The following is a 20825-nucleotide window of genomic DNA, read 5'->3' on the forward strand; positions in this document are numbered from 1 at the left end:
GTATGCAGCTCAACCTGCACCGACTGTGGATCTTCATGACGGTGGTGGAGTGCGGCGGGTTCTCGGCCGCGGCGCAGAAGCTCTACCTCAGCCAGCCGTCGGTGTCGCACCAGGTCAGGCAGCTTGAGCAGGCCCTGCGGGCGACGCTGATCGACCGCAGCGGCGCGCGGATCAGGCTCACCCCGGAGGGCGAGGTCATGCTGGAGTACGCCAAGCGCGTGTTCCTGCTGGCCGACGAGGCCGTGGCCGCCATCAGGCAGGTCTCGGGCCTGCAGACGGGCAAGCTGGTCGCGGGCGGCACCACCACGGTCGGCACCTACCTGCTGCCGCCGCTGCTGGCGGCCTTCCGCGACCGCCATCCCGGCATCGAGATCGGCATCCAGGTGGGCAACGGCCAGCAGGTCGAGCGGGGGCTGGTGGACGGCGAGATCGGCGTCGCCGTACTCGCGGGGCAGCCGTCGGCCCCGCAGCTGGTCAGCGAGCCGATCCTGGAGGACAGGCTCGTCGTGATCACCGAGCCGGGCCACGTCCTGTCCCGCAGCGGTACGGCGGAGCCGTCCGCGCTGGAGGGGGAGCTCTTCCTCATCCGCGAGCCCGGCTCCTCCACCCGGGAGCTGCAGGAGCAGGCGATGGAGACGTGGGGTCTCGACAAGAGGACCGAGATCTGGGGCCCCGAGACGATCAAGCAGGCGGTCGCGGCGGGACTGGGGGTCTCGCTGGTGTCGGAACACTGTGTGGAGCAGGAGCTCGCCGACGGGCGGCTGGCCGCGGTGGAGGTCACTCCCGCGCCCAGACCCCGCCCGATCGTGCTGGCCCATCGCCGCGACCGGCTGCTGGGCCCCGCGGAGCAGGCGTTCATCACCATGCTGCGTACGGTGCGCACATGGCCCAGGTTGAGGAGCGTGTCTTGAGGAGCCGGGCGCAGGTCGTCGTCATCGGCGGCGGCATCGTCGGCTGCAGCGTGGCCTATCACCTGGCCGAGCTGGGCTGGAGCGACGTCGTCGTCCTGGAGCAGGGGCAGCTCTCGTGCGGCACCACCTGGCACGCGGCCGGCCTGGTCGGGCAGCTGCGCAGTACCGAGAGCATGACGAGGCTGATCCAGTACAGCACCGACCTGTACGGGCGGCTGGAGAAGGAGACGGGCTTCGGCACCGGCTGGAAGCAGTGCGGCAGCGTCAGCGTGGCCCGCACCCCCGAGCGGATGGTCCAGCTCAGGAGGACGGCCGCGCAGGCCCGTGCGTACGGGATCACCGCCGAGGTCATCACCGCAGGGGAGGCGGGCGAGCTGTGGCCGGCGATGCGCACCGACGACCTGGTCGGCGGCGTGTGGCTGCCGGGCGACGGTAAGGCGAACCCCTCCGACCTCACCCAGGCTCTGGCCCGTGGCGCCCAGCGTCGCGGCGTGGAGGTCGCCGAGCGCGTCAGGGCCACCGGAACCGTCGTCAAGGGCGGTCGGGTGCGGGGCGTGCGGACCTCGGAGGGCTTCATCGAATGCGAGGTCCTGGTCAACTGCGCGGGACAGTGGGCCAAGGAGCTGGCCAGGCAGGCGGGCGTGACCGTGCCGCTGCACTCGGCCGAGCACTTCTACGTGGTCACCGAGCAGATCGCGGGCGTGCGGCCCGACCTGCCCGTGCTGCGGGACCCGGACGGCTACGCCTACTTCAAGGAGGAGGTGGGCGGCCTGGTCGTCGGCGGGTTCGAGCCCGACGCCAAGCCGTGGGGCATGGACGGCATCCCGCACCCCTTCGAGTTCCAGCTCCTGGACGAGGACTGGGACCAGTTCTCGATCATCATGGAGAACGCCGTCCAGCGGGTGCCCGCCCTGGAGAGCGCCGGCATCCGCATGTTCTACAACGGCCCCGAGAGCTTCACTCCCGACAACATGTTCCTGCTCGGCGAGGCGCCCGAGGTGCGCGGCTACTTCGTCGCCGCGGGGTTCAACTCGGCGGGCATCGCGTCGGCCGGCGGCGCGGGCAGGGCGCTGGCCGAGTGGATCGTGAACGGCCAGCCGACCGGCGACCTGTGGCCCGCCGACCTGCGAAGGTTCGCGCCGTGGGCGGGCAACGACACGTGGCTGCGCGACAGGGTCACCGAGACGCTCGGCCTGCACTACGCCATGGCATGGCCCAACAGGGAACCGGAGACCGCCCGCCCGCTTCGTCGCTCGCCGGTTCATCACCTGCTGGCCGCGGCGGGCGCCTGTTTCGGGTCCAAGGCGGGCTGGGAGCGGGTCAACTACTTCGGCCCCGCCGTGCCGTACACCTTCGACCGGCCGGAGTGGCAGGAGACGGTAGATGCGGAGATCGACGCCTGCAGGAGCGGAGCGGCGCTGTTCGACCAGACGTCGTTCGCCAAGTTCACGTTGAAGGGCCATGAAGCGTGTACGGCGCTGCAGTGGTTGTGCACGGCGGACGTCGACGTGGAGATCGGGCGGGTCGTCTACACGGGCATGCTCAACGACAGGGGCGGATACGAGACCGACCTGACGGTGACCAGGGTGGCGGAGGACGAGTACCTCATCGTCACCGGCTCGGCGCAGGCGACGCGCGACTTCGACCACATCTCCAAGGGGATCGGCGAGCACAGGGCGGTGCTCGTGGACGTCACCAGCGCCTACGCCGTCCTCGGCCTCATGGGCCCCGAATCCCGAAATATCCTGCAAAAGGTGTCGAAGGCGGAGCTGGGGGAGTTCGGCACCTCCCAGCTCATCGACCTCGGTCACGCCACCGTCAGGGCCAGCCGCGTCACCTATGTCGGCGAGCTCGGCTGGGAGCTCTACGTCCCCGCCGAGTTCGCGGTCACCGTCTACGAGACGCTGCTGGCCACGGGCGTCACGCAGGCCGGCTACTACGCCATCGAGGCCATGCGGCTGGAGAAGGGCTACCGGGCGTGGGGTCGCGAGCTCGGCCCCGAGGTCACGCCCGCGGAAGCCGGGCTGCTGTTCACCTGCAAGAAGACCGCGCCCTTCCGCGGCATGGACCGGATCCACGACTCCCGCAGGACGATCGTCTCGATCACCACCGACGCCCACCTGTGGGGAGGTGAATCCCTGCTCGCGGACGGCGAACCCGTCGGCCACGTCACCTCCGCCGCCTACAGCCCCACGATCGGCAGGACGGTGGCGCTCGGTTTCGTGAAGGACGGCACACTGGTGAAGGCCGAGGTGAACAGCGCGGGAGAGAGGTACTCTGCCCAGATCAGCCGCAAGGCGCCCTACGATCCCACCTCCGCGAGAGTCAAGGTATGAACGCCGAGTACGTCCTGACGTTGTCCTGCCCCGACCGCCCCGGCGTGGTCGCCGCCGTCTCCGGTCTGCTCGCGCGCAGCGGATGCAACATCACCGAGAGCCAGCAGTTCGGCGACCAGGATGCCGAGCGGTTCTTCATGCGGGTGCAGTTCAGGGCCGCACTGCCGCACGACGAGCTCGCCGCCGCCTTCGCCGCGCTCGCCCCCGAGTTCGGCATGGAGATCAAGCTGCGCGACCTGTCGGTCAAGCCGCGGGTGCTCATCCTGGTGAGCAAGTTCGGTCACTGCCTGAACGACCTGCTCTACCGCGTGCGCTCGGGGCTGCTCGACATCGAGATCGTCGCCGTCGCCTCCAACCACCCGGACCTGCGGCCGCTCACGCAGTCGTACGGGATCGACTACCACCACCTGCCTGTCACGCCCGGCACCAAGCCCAGGCAGGAGGCGGAGATCCTCGCGCTGATCGAGCACTACCAGGTGGACCTGGTGGTGCTGGCCCGCTACATGCAGGTCCTGTCGAGCGAGCTGTGCGAGAAGCTGGAGGGCAGGGCGATCAACATCCACCACTCGTTCCTGCCGTCGTTCAAGGGCGCCAAGCCGTACCACCAAGCCCATGACCGGGGGGTGAAGCTGATCGGCGCGACCGCGCACTACGTCACCTCCGACCTGGACGAGGGGCCGATCATCGAGCAGGAGGTGGCGCGCGTCTCCCACAGCCACTCGCCCGAGGACCTGGTCGCCATCGGCCGCGACGTGGAGTGCGTCGCGCTGGCGCGCGCCGTCAGGTGGCACGCCGAGCAGCGGGTGCTGCTCGACGGACACAAGACCATCGTCTTCCCCCGCTGACCCCCGGCCCGTACGGCAGGCGGGCCCAAGGCCACTGTCCCTCACCGCTGACCGCCCGTCCTCCACGCGTCCTCCAGCGGACTCCGGCCGGCCGCGCGGACGCGGCGGGGATCAGGGCCGGTACGTGCCGAAGAACCAGAGGTTGCCCTCGGGGTCCTTGCACGCGTACTCCCTCGATCCGTAGGGCTGGTCCACCAGCCCCATGGTGACGACGGCTCCGGCCGCCACCGCCTTGTCGTGGTGCGTGTCGGGGTCGTCGACGGCGACGTAGATGCCGGGCCCGCCCGCCTTGCCCTCGCCGAGCATGATCATGTCGTCGCCGACGAGCATCTCGACGTGGTTCTTCGCCACCTCGTGCGGGACGAACCCGAAGGCGGTGCTCAGGAACTCGGCCGCGGCCAGGACGTCCTGGTAGCGGGCCAGCGCGAAAACGGTTCGTTTCATGAGTCCGAGTCTGCGCCGTGGACCGCCTGCGGTCTTGGACGAATCTGACCTGGCGTGGTGCCCGCCATCGCGCGGAACTCGCGGTTCATGTGCGGCTGGTCGTAGAAGCCGCACGCCGTCGCCACGTCCGCCAGGTCCGCGCCCGAGCGGAGCAGGCTCATGGCCCGGTCGAAGCGGATCACCCTGGCCGAGGCCTTCGGGGTCAGTCCCACGTGGTCGTGGAAGCGGGAGACGAGGTGGCGGTGGCTCCAGCCGAGCGAACCCGCCAGCCACGCCACGCTGACCGACCCCGACGACTCGACCAGCCGGTCCCACGCCCACACCACGCGCGGGTCGGGCGGGGGTGCGGGCAGGATGCGGGCGGCGAGCAGCGACTCCGCGGCCGTCAGCCGGTCCTGCCACGAGGTGAGCTCGCCGAGCCTGGCGACCGCCACGGAACCCCAGCCGGGCAGCAGGTCGTCGACCGGAGCCACCAGGTTCGCCAGCTCGTTCATCGGGACGCCGAACAGCCGGCGGGCGCCGAACGGGGTGAGCAGGACCTCCACGCCCTCGGTAGGGGCCGACATGCGGGTCACCGTGTAGCGGTCGCCGAGGCCGCCGGTGAACGAGGTGAGCCGCGTGCCGCCGACCTCCATGGGTGCGCCGAAGGCGAGGATGAGCACCGCACCCGGCAGCGCCACCTCGGTGCGGATGACGGGGCGGTCGTAGTGCTCCCTGTAGGCGCACAGGCTGGTGACGTAGGGGCGCAGGGCGGGTCCCGGCGTGCGCCGGGTCATGCTGAGTCCCGGCGCGTGTGCGGGCCGGTCGGCCGCCGTCGACCCCATCCCCTGACGATACCCGCCACCCGCGGACGCGGCAGGAAGGAACCCCGGACGGCCCGCCAGAGACCGCCCCGACGGGCGGGACCGAAGCCGAGAAGCCCTCGGACGAGGACGGGGGCACAGTGGACGGGGCCACGGTGGACGGGACCAGTGGACGGGACCACCGGAGATCCCGTCCACCGGAGAGAGGACCGTCAGAGGCCGGTGTGCCTGGCCAGGAAGGTGAGCTGGTCGGCGGCCAGGTCGACCGTGCGGCTCACCGAGCGGGCCCCGTGCCCGACCTCGGTCTCGTTGCGCAGCACGATCGGGGCGTCGCCCGCCTGCGCGTGCTGCAGTGCCGCGCACATCTTCCACGCGTGCAGCGGGTGCACCCGCGTGTCGGACTGGAAGACCGTGAACAGCGTCGCGGGATACGACACGTCCTCGCGCACGTGGTGGTACGGCGAGTACGCCCACAGCCACGGGAACTGCGTGGGCTCCTCCGCCGAACCGTACTCGACGTTCCACGTCGCGCCGAGGCCGAACAGCTCGTAGCGGATCATGTCGAGCAGCGGAGCGGAGCAGGCGACGGCCGCGTAGAGGTCGGGCCGCTGGGTGAGGGCGGCGCCGACCAGCAGGCCGCCGTTGGAGCCGCCCGAGATGGCCAGGTGCGAGGAGGTGGTGACGCCGGTGGCGATCAGGTGCTCGGCGGCGGAGTGGAAGTCGTCGAAGACGTTCTGCTTGTTGGCGAGCATGCCGGCGCGGTGCCAGTCCTCGCCCTCCTCGCCGCCGCCGCGCAGGCCCGCGATCGCGTAGACGCCGCCTGCCTCGACCCAGGCCAGGACGGAGGCGGAGTAGCCGGGCGTCATGGAGATGCCGAAGCCGCCGTAGCCGTTCAGGATCGTCGGGCGCGGCCCCTCGCGGTCGACGGGCTCGATCACCAGCATGTGGACGGGCGTCCCGTCCTTGGACTGGTAGACCACCTGCGAGGTCTTGACGGGGGGCACCTCGACAGCGCCAGGAGAGGCGGCCCACAGCGTGGTCTCTCCCGTGAGCGCGTCGTAGCGCTGGATGGTCGGCGGCGTGGTGTTGTCGGTGTAGCCGAACCACGCCTCGTGGCCGCCCTCGGGCCGCTCGGAGATCCCGCCGATCGTGCCGAGGCCCGGTGTGGGCACCTCGCCGATCCTCTCGCCGCTGTCCAGGGAGTGGAGGCTGATCTCGCTGAGCGCGTGGCGGGTCCAGCCGACCAGCATGACCGGCCGCTCGAGGTCGTCGAGGATGGCGAAGTCGGTGAGCACCGCCTCGGGGTCCTCGGGGATGAGGTCGGTCCACGCCGACGGGTCGGCGGGGTCGGCCACGCAGACCCGCGCGCGCGACGCGTCGCGGTCGGTGTGGACGTAGATACGCCCGTCGCGCCCGAAGACCAGCCCGGTCTGCGCGTCGACGCCCTCCTGGACCACGGTCAGCGCGGGGCGCTCGGCGGGGGAGGCGGACAGGTCCGCGATCCACAGGTCGTTGCGCGGAGCGGTGCCCTCGGAGGCGGAGATCTGCAGCCAGCGGCCGTCGCGGGAGACCGACACCCCGTAGTAGTTGGTCATCTTCATGCCGTCGCCGAAGATCATCACGTCGTCCTCCGTGGAGGTGCCGACGCGGTGCAGGTAGACGCGACGGTGGAACTGCGACTCGCCCTCGGGCACCTCGGTGCTCGGCAGGCGGCGCACGTAGTAGTAGGCCTCGCCACCCGGCAGCCAGGCGACGGGCGAGTAGCGGCACCGGTCGATCGGGCCCTCGACCCTGGTCCCTGTCGCCACGTCGATGATGTAGAGCGAGGACTCCTCGTCGCCGCCGACCGAGATCTGGTACGCCAGCAGGCGCCCCTCCTTGTCGGGCTGCACGGCGTCGAGGGTGGTCAGCCCCGAGGAGTCGATGGCCATCGGGTCGATGAGCGCGCGCTCGGTGCCGTCGGCGTCGACGACGTAGTAGACGGCGTGCTCCTGGTCGGGGGTGCGGCGGGAGAAGAAGTGACGCTCGCCGCGCCAGACGGGCACACCCACCGAGCCCGACCGCAACAGCTCGGCGATCCGCTCCTTGAACCTTCGCGGCTCCGCCTGGGCCTGGAAGAGCTCCTCCTGCGCCAGCAGCCAGCCCTTCACCTCCGGGTCGTCGGAGTCCTCGAGCCAGCGGTAGGGGTCGGGCACGGGCGTGCCGTGCAGGTTCTCGACGATCTCGTCTCGGCGAGCGGCTGGATACATGCCTGAACCCTACCTGTGACGCGTAAAGCCGAGGTCGAACGGGCATAAATGACATCGCGTGTCCCTATGGTCATCAGTAATGGGTGGCGGGGACATGCCGTAAACGCCAGACTTGGTGAAGGACGGTGCCGTGGTGACCATCCGTTGGACCGTCCGGCGGAGGTCCACGTGACGGAAGCGACCGGGTCCCAGGAGGGACCGCCAACAGGGGCCATGGCCCCTCTGATACCCGTGCGTCGGGGGGTGGCCCCCTGATGCGCCAAGTACTCCTGCTCAACGCCACCTACGAGCCACTGACCACGCTTTCGCTGCACCGAGCCGTCGTGCTCGTGCTCAGGGAGAAGGCCGACGTCGTCCACCGTGACGGCAGGGGAGCGGTCCTGCGCTCCGCGACCTGCACGGTCGACGTCCCATCGGTGATCAGACTCCGAAGATATGTCCGCATTCCCTACCGGTCCCGCATCCCCCTGACGCGTGCGGCGCTCATGCGCCGCGACGACTTCCGCTGCGCCTACTGCGGCCAGCGGGCCGAGACCATCGACCACGTCATCCCGCGCTCGCGGGGCGGCACGCACACGTGGGAGAACTGCGTCGCCTCCTGCATGCCGTGCAACCACAGGAAGGCCGACAAGTACCTGGAGGAGCTGGGGTGGACGCTGCGCGTCGCCCCGGCGGTGCCAAGGGGCGCCCATTGGCGGCTCATCGGCGCCCAGCTCGTCGGCGATCCCCAGTGGGCGCCCTACCTGTCGGAGACGGCGGCCTAGCCCGCCGTTCTATTGTCGCGTGGCCTGCTCGGCGAGGGAGTTGATCCCGTAGAGCAGGCCACCGACGAGGTCGCCGGCGCTGAAGGCGGTGGCCATCGACATCGCCGTCAGGCGGCACGACCCGTCGGACAGCCGGCGCCTGGCGTTCTCGCCTGTGACGATCTCCAGGGCGCGGCCCACGGCGTCGACGAAGAGGAGCACCGCGTCGGGCGACTCCGCGCCCAAGGCGGCGTGCAGCCGTTCGGCGAAGTGGCGCCTGCCGCCGACAGGGGTGCCGAGGAAGGCGCCGAAGCGCAGCCCGCTGCGCCGTTCGGCGGACACGAGAGCCGCGCGGACGTCGTCGGCCTGGGCCGCGGTGAGAGCACGCATGGCCTTCACCACCCCGCCGAGGCGCCGCCGAGCCGGCCGCCTGGCTCGGCGGTCTGCGCCGCGCGCAGCCAGTCGACCTCAGGGGCGGGTGCCCACGGTGCCCTGTGGTCGGCCAGCACCAGCGCGGAGGTGCTGACCCCGTGCTCGCTGTGCTGGGGGCCGCCCAGCCACACGACGCCTGGCGCGTCGTCCTTTTCCGCCGTTCTGGCCGGGAGCAGAACCACCAGACTGATGAGGAGAAACAGCCCGAGCGAGGTTCCGATGAGAAAGCCGAAGATCTCCAGCGCGCTGTCCACACCATGACCGTAGACCCGAGCGGACGCCCCGGCCAGACCCCTCACCACACGGGCGGTCTCCTGTCGCCCCAGAATCCGCCCCTTGCCGCCTCGACCTGTGCCGACAGCGAGATCAGCGTGCCCTCGCCGCCCACCCGCCCCGCCAGCATGACGCCGATCGGCAGGCCGTCGGCGTTCCAGTGCAGCGGGAGGTTGACGGCGGGCTGGCCGCTCACGTTGTAGATCGGCGGGAAGGGCGCGAAGCGCTTCATGCGTTCGAAGGTCTCCTCGGGGTCGCCGGCGTCCTCGAACCATCCGACGGGCACGGGCGGCCGCGTGACCGTGGGCGTGAGCACCGCGTCGTAGGGGTCGGTCGCCATCAGCGCCATGCGCGTGGCCAGTTGCAGCGACGACTGCGCCTGCAGGAACGTCGGAGCCGGCACGGCGAAGCCGCGCTCGCGCAGCCACGCGGTCAGCGGGCGCAGCCGGTCCTGCCGGTCGAGCGCGACGGGATGCATGCACGCGAAGGCGAACCACATCGTGACGAACTGCGGCACCAGGTCGGGGCCGAACGGCGAGGCGATGTCGACGACCTCGTGCCCGAGCTCCTCCAGCGTCTTGCTCGCCTCCTCGTAGGCCGCCAGCACGTCGGGATGGACCTCCGCGCCGTCCACGACGGGCGTGGCGTAGCGCGCGATCCGCAGGCGGCCAGGCTCCCGCGCAGCGCACTCGAGGAACGTCCCCTCGTGCGGAGGCGCGAGGTAGAGGTCGCCGGGGTTGTTGTGCGCCATCACGTCCAGCAGCGCCGCGGCGTCGGCGACGGTCCTGGCGATCGGCCCGTTGGTGGACAGGCCCGCCAGATCGGGGATGATCGGCGCGAAGCTGATGCGGCCCCTGGTCGGCTTGATGCCGAACAGCCCGCACACCGAGGAGGGGATCCTGATGGAGCCCGCGCCGTCGCTGCCCTGCGCCGCCGGCGCCAGACCGGCCGCCACCGCGGCCGCGGCGCCCCCGCTCGACCCGCCCGCCGAGCGCGAGAGGTCCCACGGCGTACGGCTGGGCGGCGACACCGACGTCTCGGTGTAGCACGGCAGGCCGAACTCGGGCGTCGCCGTCTTGCCCAGCATGACGGTGCCGGCGTCGCGCAGCCGCTCCACCACCGTGTCGTCGACGGGCGCGACGAAGCCCTCGTACGTCGCCGAGCCGAACCGGATCGGCACGTCCTTGACCAGGTTGAGGTCCTTGACGGGGATCGGCACGCCGTACAGGGGGCCGTGCGGGTCGGTGAGCTCGCGCGCCTGCGCGAGCGCGCGCTCGGCCGTCACGGTGACGTAGGCGCCGACCTGCGGGTCGATCCGTTCGATGCGGTCGAGGTAGTGCTCGGTGATCTCAACTGGTGAGATTTCCCGGCGCCGGACAGCTTCCGCCTGCTCAAGAGCGGTGAGATCATGTATGTGCGCCACGAACCGCAGAGTAGGCAGAGTTGTCTAGAGAAGAAAAGATGTAGATACCCCGAATTGGGGTCACAAACGCGGTGACGTGGGCCATAAAACTATGGACGCGCCAACAGTAGGCACCGGCCTATGGCTCGGCTACCGTTTGTAGCGTGGACTCCGCTAAGCAGCGAGAAGACGGTAACACTACGTCACCGATCTGGGTGAGTGACAGGCCTGCCGAGGACGAGGGCGCCGCCCCCGAACACTCCGCACCCACGTCAACGTACGCTCCCGTCGAACGCGCTTCCCTGCTCAGCCTGCTCCAACAGCCCAGGTACCGGCACCTGCGCACGCGCGTCCTGATCGCCGTCGCCGTCGGTGTCGTGGTGGGCTTCCTCGTCTCCGACGTGCGCGTGGGGATCACCGCGGCCGTGCTCGCCGCGATCGCCGACACGATCTACCGCGCCAAGTCGCACTCGACGGTCCCCGCGTGGCGGCGCTCGTCGGTCGCCGAGCGGAAGACCGAGGCGCAGCTGAAGCGGCTGGAGCGCAGCGGCTACCGCACGCTCCACGCCAGGGCGATCCCGGGCAGTGAGGCGCAGATCGACCACCTGGTCATCGGCCCCACGGGCGTCTACGCGGTCGACTCGGAGAAATGGGACAAACGCCTGCCGGTGCGCGTGCAGATGGGCAAGAAGCTCTTCCACGGCCCCTTCGACATGAAACCGCGCCTCACCGAGGCCAGGTGGGAGGCGACGCAGGCCAGCGAGCTGATCAGCAAGGCCTACGGCCGCGAGGTCACCGTCGTGGCGTCGCTGGCGATCTACGGCCCGCCCGTCCCCTGGAAGATCATGACGATCCGCGACGTGGACGTCTACGAGGGCGCCAGGGCGCGCAAGTGGATCACCAAACGCGAGCGCGCGCTCACCGACGCCGAGATCGAGCGGCTCTACGAGATCGCCGCCCAGGTGCTCCCGCCCCGCTACGGCGAGGGTTAGCGGCACCGTCGTCCGTTCCGCACAAGCCGCCGCGCCCCGGGTGCGGCGGCTTTCGCATGCGCCGGGACGTCGTCCGCCTCGTGGACACATGTCTCAGCCACCGAGCGAGGGTCGTACGATGTGAAGACTCGCTCATGATGGGAGATGCGCTCATGCCCGCCCTCAGGTCTCGTACGGTCACGCACGGCAGGAACATGGTCGGCGCCCGGGCCCTGCTCCGGGCGACGGGCGTAGCCGGCAGTGACTTCGGCAAGCCCATCATCGCGGTCGCCAACAGCTTCACCCAGTTCGTGCCGGGGCACGTGCACCTGCGCGAGGTGGGCGATCTCGTCGCCGGCGCGATCAGGGAGGCCGGAGCGATCCCGCGCGAGTTCAACACGATCGCCGTCGACGACGGCATCGCGATGGGCCACGGCGGAATGCTGTACTCCCTGCCCAGTCGCGAGCTGATCGCCGACGCGGTGGAGTACATGGTGAACGCGCACTGCGCCGACGCCCTGATCTGCGTCTCCAACTGCGACAAGATCACCCCGGGGATGCTGCTCGCCGCCTTCAGGCTGAACATCCCGACGATCTTCGTCTCGGGCGGGCCGATGGAGGCCGGCAAGACGCCGGGACGCAAGCTCGACCTGGTCGACCCGATGATCGCCGCGGCCGACGCCTCCGTCTCCGACGAGGAACTGCTGGAGATGGAGGAGAACGCCTGCCCGACCTGCGGTTCGTGCTCGGGCATGTTCACCGCCAACTCCATGAACTGCCTGGCCGAGGCCATCGGCCTGGCGCTGCCCGGCAACGGCACGATCCTGGCCACGCACAAGGCGCGCAAGACGCTGTTCGAGGACGCGGGCCGGCGCGTGGTCGAGATCGCCAAGCGCTACTACGAGGACGACGACGAGACGGTGCTGCCGCGCTCGATCGCCACCAAGGACTCCTTCGAGAACGCGATGACGCTCGACGTGGCGATGGGCGGCTCGACCAACACGATCCTGCACATCCTGGCCGCCGCCCGCGAGGCGCAGGTCGACTTCGGCCTCAAGGAGATCAACGAGATCTCGTTGCGGGTGCCGTGCCTGTGCAAGGTCGCGCCGGCCACGAACAAGTACCACATCGAGGACGTCCACCGCGCCGGCGGCATCCCGGGCATCCTGGGCCAGCTCGACAGGGCGGGCCTGCTGCACCGTGACGTGCACACCGTCAACGGCGGCACGCTCGGCGAGGTCATCGCCGCGTGGGACCCCTCCTCGGAGAAGGTGCTCCCCGAGGCCGTGGAACTGTGGCACGCCGCGCCGGGCAACGTCCGCACGGTCAAGCCGTACTCGCAGGACAACCGCTGGGACGACCTCGACATCGACAGGGCGGAGGGCTGCATCCGCGACCTGGCGCACGCCTACAGCAAGGACGGCGGCCTGGCCGTCCTCTACGGCAACATCTCGCGCGACGGCGCGGTGGTGAAGACCGCGGGCGTCGACGAGTCGATCTGGAAGTTCACCGGGCCCGCCGTGGTGTTCGAGTCGCAGGAGGAGGCCGTCGACGGCATCCTCGGCGGCAGGGTCAAGGAGGGCGACGTCGTCGTCATCCGCTACGAGGGCCCAAAGGGCGGCCCTGGCATGCAGGAGATGCTCTACCCGACCTCCTTCCTCAAGGGCAAGGGGCTCGGCAAGGCCTGCGCGCTGGTGACCGACGGGCGCTTCTCCGGCGGCACCTCGGGTCTGTCCATCGGTCACGCCTCGCCCGAGGCGGCCGAGGGCGGCACGATCGCGCTCGTCGAGGACGGCGACCTCATCGAGATCGACATCCCGAACAGGGTGCTGGAGCTGCGCGTGCCGGAGGCCGAGCTGGCCGAGCGGCGCGAGCGGCTGCTGGCCGACCTGGGCGGCTACCGGCCGCGCGATCGGCAGCGCCAGGTGAGCGTGGCGTTGCAGGCCTACGCGGCGATGACGACCTCCGCCTCCACGGGTGCCTCTCGCGACCTGTCCCAGCTGTCCCGCTGATTCGCCGATTCGCTGATTCCGCACGGCCCGCGTCCCGCCCCAGGGACGCGGGCCGTGCGTCTTCTCCGGGGCCGCCGGCTCCTTCCTTCGGTTCCGCCCGAAGGCCAGGAGCTTCCGATGGGCGGCGCGGCCCTGATCTCGGCCCCGCGCAGAGGGAGTCGTTCACGGCTGCGATACCCGCGATGGATGTGCTCGCCGAGGTGCTGGAACCACGTCGGTAGGCGCACACTCTTTCGAAAATTGTCGGTGCGAGGCCGTACTCTATGGGTATGACGACAGTCGTGAAGTCCCCCACGCGACCACTGACGACCGCCGAGATCGCCGCCCTCGCCCTCTCCCTGGCGCACCTGGGAGCGGGCCCGCAGGCCGTCACCGCCCGACGCGGCCTGCGCCACGCGTTCGAGCACCTGGAGCTCGACGACGACGTCGTCGCCACCACGCTGGCGACGCTCACCGACCCGCTGCCCGTGGAGGTGGCCTCCAGGGCCAGGGTGATCGCCGAGGCGATCACCAGCAGGCTCGTGATCCGTATCCACTACCGCGACGCGGGGGGTCACGTCACGATCCGCGACGTCGACCCCGTGACCTGCCTGGTCCACCGCGAATTCTGGTACCTGGTCGGTGTGTGCAGGATGCGCCGCGCGATCAGGGCGTTCAGGTTCGACCGCATCATCGCGGTTGAGCCGACGCTGACTCCCGCCCGCCCCCACCTGGCCGATCGGTTCCTGCCGTTCCAGCGGAGGAAGGCCGCCTGACCCCGTAGGTGACCGTCCGCAGGAGCCACTCGACCGGGCCGTAGCGGTGCCGTCTGGTCCACCAGGCGCTCACGGCCAGCTGCGTCACGTAGATGGCCAGAGCGATCACCAGCGTGCCCCAGACCGGCACCTTCTCGGCAAGGCCGAAGCCGAGCCCGGTGAACAGGATCGCCGTGATCAGCGACTGCCCGATGTAGTTGGACGCGGCGATCCTGCCGGCGGGGCCGAACCACGCGTCGGCGCGGCTCAGCCGCAGCACGGTGGCGGCGTAGCCGGCGGCCAGCAGCGGGGAGGCGAGTAGGGCGACGCCGTCGACGACACCGTCCGGCAGCGTGCCCGTCCCGCGACGTTCACGGCGACCGTCGCCGTGCCGCCGAGACCGAAGCCGAAGAGCTGGACGCGGGGCAGCAGGTGGGCGTACCGCTCCGGCTCCTCCAGCAGCCCGCTCCTGCCCGCCGCCAGCCCGAACAGGGCGGCACCACCATCAGCGCACTGAGCAGGGTCGAGGTGACGCCGCCGATCAGGCCGTACACCTCGATCCTGGCCTGCGCGGCCTCGAGGAAGGAGCTTCGGTAGTCGTCGAGGAGGCGGGCCAGCCCCGCCGCGTCCACCGGCGGCGCCTGGTCGCCGCCCGCGGTCACCATGATGAGGGCGCTGAGCAGGCCGAGCATGACCGCGCCGACGACCGACGCCGTCCTCGACCTGAGCGGGTGCAGGAGCAGCAGCACGAGGCCGGCGACGCCGTACGCCAGGAGGATGTCGCCCAGCCACAGGAAGACCAGATGCAGTGCGCCGAGCACCATCAGCGCCAGGCAGCGGCGCAGCGTCCTGGCGACGGCGCCGGCGCCGTCCCCTGCTCGCGGCGCGTAACTGCATCGTGAAGGAGTAGCCGAACAGGAACGAGAACAGCACGTAGAACTTGCCCTCGAACACCAGGTGCACGAGGTTCTTGGCGGCCGAGTCCGGCGGGCCGGTCATGAACGCCATGCCGAGCATGTTGACCATCAGGATGCCGCCCAGGGCGAAGCCCCGCAGCGTGTCCAGGGCCGCCAGGCGCCGCACGGGCGGCGCGGTGATCGAGTCCATGGCATCGACGCTAGGTACGCAGGGCCCGGCGCGGATCGCCTCGCCTCCCGATCCGCGGCTCCTCCGAGAGGACCAGGCCGGAGTCCGGCCCGGTACCCCAGGCGCAATACTGATGGACGCTTGACCTTCGGCGGCCTCCGTGCTTACCGGACGGCTGGCAGGCTCCGCTGCATGCGTTTTCGGGGGATCGCGCTCGTCGCGGTACTGGCGATCGTCACGGTCGGGTGCGCACACGCGGACGCGGCACCGTCAGCGCCTGAGCACCGGGCGGCGGGGTCCGAGCCCGATGGAGGGGAACGCGACCCGTTCGTGGCCGTGGGACGATCGGCTCCGCCGGCGGGTCTGCCCGCCGAGACGCGGCGGCGGCTGGACCGCGCGCTCGCGGCCTATCTCGCCGGCCGTCCCGGGCGGTTCGCGGTGGCCGTCCACGACAGGACCGAGAACGTCCGCTACACCTTCCGCCAGCAGGACCCATTCATGCTGGCCAGTGTGGCGAAGGTGGACATCCTGCTCGCGCTGCTGCTGCGCGCGCAGAGCGAGGCACGAAGCCTGACAGAGCAGGAGCGGCGGCACGCCGCCCTGATGATCAAAAACAGCGACAACGCCAGCGCCCAGCGGCTCTTCACCGCCATCGGCGGGCCGGAGGGACTGAGCGACGTCCTACGCGAGCTCGGCATCACCCACACCGTGCCGGGATACAGCTGGGGCGAGACCCTCAGCAGGCCGTCCGACCAGGTGAAGGTGCTCGAGCGCCTGACCGACCCCGCGGGCCCGCTCACGGCCCGCCACCAGCGATACGCGCTCGGGCTCATGTCGTCCGTCACGCCCGAGCAGGCCTGGGGCGTCAGCGCGGCGGCAGGACAGGGTCAGGTGGCGCTGAAGAACGGCTGGCTGCCCGTCCGGGCGCACGACGGCCTGTGGACGATCAACAGCGTCGGAAGGCTCGCGCTGCCCGGCCACGAACTGTTCGTGTCGGTGCTGTCCGAGCGCAGCCCCGACATGGGGGCGGGCATCGAGACGGTCGAGCGGGCGGCCAGGCTGGCCGTCCGCGCGTTCACCGGCGCAGGCCCGTCGTCCGCGCGCACCCTGACGGCAGGCCGCGCCTTCGCGGGCTAGCTGCATCGCCCACGAACGTCGTCAACGGGCGGGGCTTGATCAACGGCGAGACCGCCGCGTCATCCCGCCTCGCGGATCAGGAGCAGCAGCCGCCGCCGCAGCATCCGCCGCCACCGCCGCCCGAGGGCGCGGAGGCGTTGCCCGTCACGGCGACCGTCGACAGCAGCTTCACCGTGTCGGTGTGGCCCTCAGGGCAGGCCGCGGGGTCACCGGAGGCCGACATCGGACGGGTCAGCTCGAACGTGGAACCGCAGGCGCGGCAGCGGAAGTCGTAACGCGGCATGGACCTAGGGTACGGGTTCGAGCACCACGTGGGCATAGTCGGACACCGGTTGGTAGCCGATGCTCTGGTAGATGGCGTTGCTGGTGGGATTGTTCAGGTCGGTGAACAGCACCGTCATCGTGCAGCGCTCGGCGAGCGCGAGCCGACTGGCGTAGGCGGTCACGGCGGCGCCGTACCCGCGACGTCGGCTCGACGGCGGCGTGTAGACGGGCCCGATCCTGCACATCCCCGCCGCCTCGGGCGAGATGCCCGCGAGCGCGACGGGCACGTCGCCGTCCACCCAGAGAATGATGTCGCCCCGCGCGATGCGGCGCTGGGCCAGTTCGGCCGTGTCGCCGTCGCCGTGCAGGCCCACTTCGGTGGCGAAGGCGTCGAACCAGTTCATCACCAGCGGGAAGTCGCCCATGGTCGCGCGGCGGCCCTTGCCGGCCACGGCGGGAGCCTCGAGCGTGCCGAGCCGGTAGAGGCGCTCAGGCCTGCGGCGCGAAGGGGTCGCGCCCGCCGCGGCGATGAACGCGTCGACCACGTCGACGGGTCCTGAGATCTCCGGCGTTCCGACGCCGCGCACGCGCAGCTCGTCGACCAGCGGTCGCACCGCGGCGATCGGCATGGGAGCCAGATAGAAGGGCCGGGGAGGCGTGCGGAAGACCGCTCCCTTGACCTCGCCGTCCTCGCTCCACCAGCCGAAGGAGGCGTCGTCGCCGGGCATGCCGTCGCGCAACCCGGCGAGCACGGTGAGCGGCACGGTGTTGGCCGCCGGATCCGTTCCCAGGAAGGCCTCAGCGTGCGCGGCGAACTCCGCCGCGTCAGGGGAGAAGGTCCACACGATCAGGAATCATGCCAGATCGCCCTGCGCGACTAGCAGGCTCGCGACATGCGCGCTGACGTCGTGCAGGAGCGTGGAGGGTTCCAGGTGCGTCCCCGCCACGGCCGAGACCAGCGAAGGCAGGCCGGGGATCGGGAAACCGTCGTCGACCAGCGCCTTCGAGCCCACCTCGTTCTTGTCCAGCGCCAGCCTGCTGCGCTCCCACGCGTCGAGCACCTCCTCGGGCGAGGGAACGCCGAAACCGTGGCCGACGGGCGCCGCGTGGCGCAGCCGTACCAGCGGGGTCTCCGCGAACGCCAGCGCGGTGCGGGCCCGCACGTGCAGGTCCTCGCGAGCCTCCGGAGCGATCCAGTCCATCGCCGAGCAAGGATTGCGGCAGGTCGCCACGCAGACCGCCAGAGCGCCGGCGACCTGGCTGTGCTGCCTGTCGAAGTAGGCCCGCCAGCCCTCTGGCGGCTCGCTGGCCACCCGCAGCGTCCTGTTCGTCGCCGACTGCTCAGACTTGGTGTGGTCGCACTCCCTGTCGCCGATCACGCCGAACCTGCTGCCGGGCGCGCTCAGCCCCTCCGGCCAGCGCGCCGGATCGCCCGCGTGGCCGAGGTGCGGCTCGAACGCCAGCAGCGGCAGGTACTCGCTGGCGATGTGCACGGCCGCGATCATCGGGCTCAGCTCGCGACGGAACCACCTGATCGCGATGACCTCCAGCAGCAGGCCATAGGCGGGCCGCAGCGACTCCAGCGCGCCTCTCGGCTGCTCGCGCGGCGTCTGCGGCATGTGGCAGTCACGGGCTCTGCGCCGCAGATCGCTCGGTACGGCGGGCGCGCCCACCGCGAAGTCCTCGGCGTCCAGCGAGAGCAACCGCTGGCCGAACTCGCAGACCTCGGCGATCTCCTCGGTCGGGGCCAACGCGCCGAGATCGGCGAACGCGTATCGATTGGCCAGCGCGACGAGCAGATCACGAGTCGTTTCCACGTGATCACTCTCTCATGTGTCGTTCGGTGTGGTGTGGGGGAGGGTGCTGGGACCCACGCCACCCACACAACACCAACCTGCCGCCGGCCTCCACACCAACCCCCGGGAAACCGCTGTCTCCCGGCCTTCGGGACGCGCCTTCTGGACTCCGCAGGCCTCGCCGCCCGCATCCGCGGTTGCCCGTTCTCCCCGGGGTGACGGGTCCTGCCGAGCACCGTGACGTCCGGCCCCACGCTCCGCGGTTCCGGCCCGCTGGGCCCGCTGCGAACTCCGGGGACAACACCCGGCGACCCGGCTCCGACCCGGGTGTCCCCTCGAAAGGGCTCTACCGCCCCGGGATCGCCTCGCCTCAGGGCACTCCGCCGCGGGGGCGCCCCACCTCGGGTCGTGCGGTCCGGGGTTGTGCGGGCGCGGGTGGCGAGGCCTCGGGTGATGCGGTCCGGGGTGGCGCCGGCTCGGTCTGCGCGGCCTCGGGTGGGGCTGGCTCGGGTTGCGCGGGCTCGGTCTGCGCGGCCTCGGGTGGGGCTGGCTCGGGTTGTGTGGGCTCGGACTGTGCGGGCTCGGGTTGTGTGGGCTCGGGTTGTGTGGGCTCGGGTTGTGCGGGCCGATGTGCCAGGGGTTCGCTCAGGTGTCGTCGGCGGTGGCGTCGGAGCGCGAGATGTGGGTCGGCGGCTACGGGCAGGGGGCCTTGATGCACTGGACGTCGCCGCCAGGCCCCGTCTGCGGGTCGGGGGTGGGCGGGTCGACGGTCGGCTCGGTGGTCGGCTCCTGCGGCCCGGGCGGTGTCGTCGGCTCCTGTGAAGGCTCTGCGCTCGGTTCATGGGTCGGCTCGGTGGGAGGGGTGACCGGGGGCGTGACGGGGACGGTCGGCGGTGTCGTGGGTGGGGGGACGGTGGCCGCCTGGTCGGGGCTGGGCGTGGCTCTGGTCTTGCCGCCGACCACCGGGGTGTGTCCCTGCTCCTGTTTGCCCGGCACGCGCGCCTGCACCGTGCGTCCCTCGACCGGTGCCGGCACGGGCAGCTCCTGCTGCACGCCGCTGACGGGGACGGGCTGCTGGAACCACGGCCACCCGACGGCCGCCAGCGTCGCCACGAGGGCGGCCATGGTGGCGCCAGCCATCAGCAGCGCCCGCCTGCGACCGCGGCGCTGCCGGTCGGCGGGCATGGTGACGGGCTCGGCGACCCGTTCCACGCCGGGCTCGCCCTCCTGCGACGCCACGCTGTCGGCGGAGGAGGCGGACCGCTCAGCGGCCGTCTCGCGGTCGGTCACAGGGGTGAGGTCGTCCATCGGGTGGGCGGCGGCGTGCCTGGCGGCGGCCGCCATGTCGGCCGCCGAGGACCAGCGCATGGCGGGATCCTTCTCCAGCGCCCAGGCGACCAGGGACCGCGGCCCCGGGGGAACGTCGTAGGGAAGCGGCGGAACGGCCGCCCTGAGGTGCTTGAAGATGATCTGGACGGGCGTCTCGCCGTCGAAGGGCAGCTTGCCGGTCAGGCACTGGTAGGCGACCACCCCGAGCGCGTAGACGTCGACCGCGGGGGTGATGTCGCCCGCCGAGGCCTGCTCGGGGGCGCAGTAGCCCGCCGAGCACATGACGGTGCCCGTCACGGTCAGCTGCCCGCCCGACGCCGAGTGCGCGATGCCGAAGTCGGTGAGGGTGACGCTGCCGTCAGCCTTGATCATGAGGTTGGCCGGCTTGACGTCGCGGTGCACGATGCCGTGCTCGTGGGCGGCGGCCAGCGCGTCGGCCACCTCGGCGACCAGGCGCATCGTCTCCTCGGCCGTGAGCGCCGAACGGCGCAGCAGCCGGTCGAGCGACTCCCCGTCGACGAACTCCATCACCAGGAAGGAGACCCTGCGCCCGTCGCCGAGCTCGCAGGCGCCGCAGTCGTAGACGTCGACGACGCCGGGATGGGTGAGTGTGGCCATCGCCCTGGCCTCGTTCTGGAAGCGCTGGGCGAAGCGCGGGTCCTCCATGAGGGCGGGCAGCAGGACCTTCACCGCGACGGTACGGCCGAGCACCGCGTCGTCGGCACGCCAGACCTCGCCCATGCCGCCACCACCCAGCCTGGAGATGAGGCGGTAGCGATCGTTGAGCGTGGTCCCCGAGTCGAGCACCTGTCGAGGCTAACACCGCAGGTCCCGCGCCATCGGGGAAACAGCCGACGGGGTAGGGGGCCAGGTCGGCGGTGTGTCGGGAGGTTCTCCGCATAACCCCTCGAACCGCACCGCCCGCACTCCGTTCACGCGCGCGCCGGACGGCCGAAGGAGGTCTCGCGGCGAAGCGGCTGGGGTACCGGCAAGGGGAGCCTCCGGGCGGTCCGCGTCCGGATGCGAGCGGGCGAACGCGATCCGCGTTCAGGGGCGGG

20 protein-coding genes are annotated in these 20825 nt (G+C 71.1%); 8 read left to right on the forward strand and 12 right to left on the reverse strand.

Going from position 1 to position 20825, the window contains the following annotated elements:
• Window positions 1-2: 2 nt before the first annotated feature.
• The 3 genes from ACFSKW_RS13825 to purU are packed head-to-tail and all read left to right on the forward strand — an operon-like array spanning window position 3 to window position 4092.
• The gene (locus tag ACFSKW_RS13825) at window positions 3-911 is read left to right on the forward strand and encodes a LysR family transcriptional regulator (RefSeq protein WP_379572619.1); all 909 of its coding nucleotides are present in this window, start codon (window positions 3-5) and stop codon (window positions 909-911) included.
• Window positions 908-3247 carry a GcvT family protein gene (locus tag ACFSKW_RS13830; RefSeq protein ID WP_379572620.1) on the forward strand — a complete coding sequence of 780 codons (2340 nt, stop codon included), beginning with the start codon at window positions 908-910 and terminating at the stop codon, window positions 3245-3247. The genes ACFSKW_RS13825 and ACFSKW_RS13830 overlap by 4 nt, the downstream gene beginning before the upstream one ends.
• Window positions 3244-4092 carry a formyltetrahydrofolate deformylase gene (purU, locus tag ACFSKW_RS13835; protein ID WP_379572621.1) on the forward strand — a complete coding sequence of 283 codons (849 nt, stop codon included), beginning with the start codon at window positions 3244-3246 and terminating at the stop codon, window positions 4090-4092. Before ACFSKW_RS13830 ends, purU begins: the two co-directional genes overlap by 4 nt.
• A 111-nt stretch (window positions 4093-4203) precedes the next feature.
• On the opposite strand, the gene ACFSKW_RS13840 is transcribed toward purU, so the two are convergent.
• From ACFSKW_RS13840 to ACFSKW_RS13850, 3 genes are all read right to left on the reverse strand, one after another.
• On the reverse strand, window positions 4204-4536 hold the full coding sequence (locus ACFSKW_RS13840) for a VOC family protein (protein ID WP_379572622.1): 333 nt from the start codon (window positions 4534-4536) through the stop codon (window positions 4204-4206).
• The gene (locus ACFSKW_RS13845) at window positions 4533-5360 is read right to left on the reverse strand and encodes a helix-turn-helix domain-containing protein (protein WP_379572623.1); all 828 of its coding nucleotides are present in this window, start codon (window positions 5358-5360) and stop codon (window positions 4533-4535) included. The genes ACFSKW_RS13840 and ACFSKW_RS13845 overlap by 4 nt, the downstream gene beginning before the upstream one ends.
• Before the next feature lie 191 nt (window positions 5361-5551).
• Window positions 5552-7588: a prolyl oligopeptidase family serine peptidase gene (locus tag ACFSKW_RS13850; RefSeq protein ID WP_379572624.1), complete on the reverse strand. Its 2037-nt coding sequence runs from the start codon at window positions 7586-7588 to the stop codon at window positions 5552-5554.
• 254 nt (window positions 7589-7842) lie between these two features.
• On the opposite strand from ACFSKW_RS13850, the gene ACFSKW_RS13855 reads away from it, so the two are divergent.
• Complete coding sequence (locus tag ACFSKW_RS13855; RefSeq protein WP_358135577.1) at window positions 7843-8352, forward strand: HNH endonuclease; 510 nt, start codon at window positions 7843-7845, stop codon at window positions 8350-8352.
• A gap of 9 nt (window positions 8353-8361) precedes the next feature.
• Here the strand turns inward: ACFSKW_RS13855 and ACFSKW_RS13860 are convergent, their stop codons facing one another.
• From ACFSKW_RS13860 to ACFSKW_RS13870, 3 genes are read right to left on the reverse strand one after another with little or no spacing between them, the layout of a single operon-like run.
• Complete coding sequence (locus tag ACFSKW_RS13860) at window positions 8362-8721, reverse strand: TPM domain-containing protein (RefSeq protein WP_379572625.1); 360 nt, start codon at window positions 8719-8721, stop codon at window positions 8362-8364.
• Between the two features lie 5 nt (window positions 8722-8726).
• Window positions 8727-9017, reverse strand: coding sequence for a hypothetical protein (locus ACFSKW_RS13865; RefSeq protein ID WP_379572626.1), 291 nt, complete (start codon window positions 9015-9017; stop codon window positions 8727-8729).
• Window positions 9018-9058: 41 nt separating this feature from the next.
• A complete protein-coding gene (locus ACFSKW_RS13870; protein WP_379572627.1) occupies window positions 9059-10459 on the reverse strand; it encodes an amidase in 1401 nt (466 codons plus the stop codon).
• A 194-nt stretch (window positions 10460-10653) separates the two neighbouring features.
• On the opposite strand from ACFSKW_RS13870, the gene ACFSKW_RS13875 reads away from it, so the two are divergent.
• The 3 genes from ACFSKW_RS13875 to ACFSKW_RS13885 all read left to right on the forward strand — a co-directional run bounded on the left by ACFSKW_RS13875 (window position 10654) and on the right by ACFSKW_RS13885 (window position 14176).
• Complete coding sequence (locus ACFSKW_RS13875; protein WP_379572628.1) at window positions 10654-11430, forward strand: nuclease-related domain-containing protein; 777 nt, start codon at window positions 10654-10656, stop codon at window positions 11428-11430.
• Between the two features lie 152 nt (window positions 11431-11582).
• Window positions 11583-13421 carry a dihydroxy-acid dehydratase gene (gene ilvD, locus ACFSKW_RS13880; RefSeq protein ID WP_379572629.1) on the forward strand — a complete coding sequence of 613 codons (1839 nt, stop codon included), beginning with the start codon at window positions 11583-11585 and terminating at the stop codon, window positions 13419-13421.
• Window positions 13422-13690: 269 nt separating this feature from the next.
• On the forward strand, window positions 13691-14176 hold the full coding sequence (locus ACFSKW_RS13885; protein ID WP_379572630.1) for a helix-turn-helix transcriptional regulator: 486 nt from the start codon (window positions 13691-13693) through the stop codon (window positions 14174-14176).
• Here ACFSKW_RS13885 and ACFSKW_RS13890 read toward each other — a convergent pair.
• Both ACFSKW_RS13890 and ACFSKW_RS13895 read right to left on the reverse strand, forming a co-directional pair.
• The gene (locus ACFSKW_RS13890) at window positions 14091-14507 is read right to left on the reverse strand and encodes a DUF418 domain-containing protein (protein ID WP_379572679.1); all 417 of its coding nucleotides are present in this window, start codon (window positions 14505-14507) and stop codon (window positions 14091-14093) included. The two genes, ACFSKW_RS13885 and ACFSKW_RS13890, sit on opposite strands and share 86 nt — an antisense overlap.
• Window positions 14508-14526: 19 nt before the next feature.
• Window positions 14527-14979 carry a DUF418 domain-containing protein gene (locus ACFSKW_RS13895; protein ID WP_379572631.1) on the reverse strand — a complete coding sequence of 151 codons (453 nt, stop codon included), beginning with the start codon at window positions 14977-14979 and terminating at the stop codon, window positions 14527-14529.
• Window positions 14980-15433: 454 nt separating this feature from the next.
• Here ACFSKW_RS13895 and ACFSKW_RS13900 point away from each other — a divergent pair, with 454 nt between their 5' ends.
• Window positions 15434-16378: a serine hydrolase gene (locus ACFSKW_RS13900; protein ID WP_379572632.1), complete on the forward strand. Its 945-nt coding sequence runs from the start codon at window positions 15434-15436 to the stop codon at window positions 16376-16378.
• Window positions 16379-16454: 76 nt separating this feature from the next.
• Here ACFSKW_RS13900 and ACFSKW_RS13905 read toward each other — a convergent pair whose 3' ends face one another.
• The 4 genes from ACFSKW_RS13905 to ACFSKW_RS13920 all read right to left on the reverse strand — a co-directional run bounded on the left by ACFSKW_RS13905 (window position 16455) and on the right by ACFSKW_RS13920 (window position 20574).
• On the reverse strand, window positions 16455-16661 hold the full coding sequence (locus tag ACFSKW_RS13905) for an FmdB family zinc ribbon protein (RefSeq protein ID WP_379572633.1): 207 nt from the start codon (window positions 16659-16661) through the stop codon (window positions 16455-16457).
• Between the two features lie 4 nt (window positions 16662-16665).
• The gene (locus ACFSKW_RS13910) at window positions 16666-17487 is read right to left on the reverse strand and encodes a GNAT family N-acetyltransferase (RefSeq protein WP_379572634.1); all 822 of its coding nucleotides are present in this window, start codon (window positions 17485-17487) and stop codon (window positions 16666-16668) included.
• Between the two features lie 9 nt (window positions 17488-17496).
• Window positions 17497-18459 carry a hypothetical protein gene (locus ACFSKW_RS13915; RefSeq protein ID WP_379572635.1) on the reverse strand — a complete coding sequence of 321 codons (963 nt, stop codon included), beginning with the start codon at window positions 18457-18459 and terminating at the stop codon, window positions 17497-17499.
• Between the two features lie 672 nt (window positions 18460-19131).
• Entirely contained in the window at window positions 19132-20574 is a 1443-nt protein-coding gene (locus ACFSKW_RS13920; protein ID WP_379572636.1) for a serine/threonine-protein kinase, read from the reverse strand.
• Window positions 20575-20825: the final 251 nt, after the last annotated feature.

The sequence above is a fragment of the Nonomuraea mangrovi genome (assembly GCF_042681425.1).
Taxonomy (GTDB): domain Bacteria; phylum Actinomycetota; class Actinomycetes; order Streptosporangiales; family Streptosporangiaceae; genus Nonomuraea; species Nonomuraea mangrovi.